The organism is Vibrio sp. 2033 (assembly GCF_033339735.1).
Genome location: NZ_JAWOVC010000743.1, coordinates 1 through 538, shown reverse-complemented (window position 1 = coordinate 538; position 538 = coordinate 1). Strand labels below are relative to the sequence as shown.

At 42.8% G+C, this 538-nt stretch carries 1 pseudogene; it reads right to left on the bottom strand.

The features are described from left to right. Positions 1-65 precede the first annotated feature (65 nt). A pseudogene (locus tag R7P74_RS28850) lies at positions 66-538 on the bottom strand (type I restriction endonuclease subunit R); the annotation flags it as partial.

Below are 538 nucleotides of genomic sequence, written 5' to 3'. Positions count from 1 at the left end.
TTCATCACCATAGATGAAGCTGTATTCCTCGGTATTGCCTTCTTGATGGTTAACAGAAGTCATGCTTAGTGACCTGACTTATTATTACCAGACAGGCCAAGACGGGTGATTTGAATGACATCTGTAATAATAGCTTGCGCTTTATCGATACCCACATCAGCGAACAGCAGTGGCAATAGCCCTAAACGGATCTGGTTTTCAATCTCCGATGGGTTAATTGAAAACTCAGCAACCGCTTTACGCACAATGCCATCAATGTCTAACGCATACTGAAAACATTGGTCTTCCGTTAGAGGCAACGGCTCTCCTAATACTTTTAAGAACAGTCCAAAGTAGGCTTGAACATTGCGTTTGATTCTAGGGTCAAGCTCTGCAAAGCGATCCGTTGGTAATCCTGCTACATCACGGTCTTTAACCTGCTGCTCAAAATCTGCGAATAGAAGATACTGTTTAACAGGGCTATCAAACATTTCCTTGGTTTTCTCGATGGCTTGCTTTAACAAGTTTGAGAAATACTCTTGGGCATACGGATCATCCG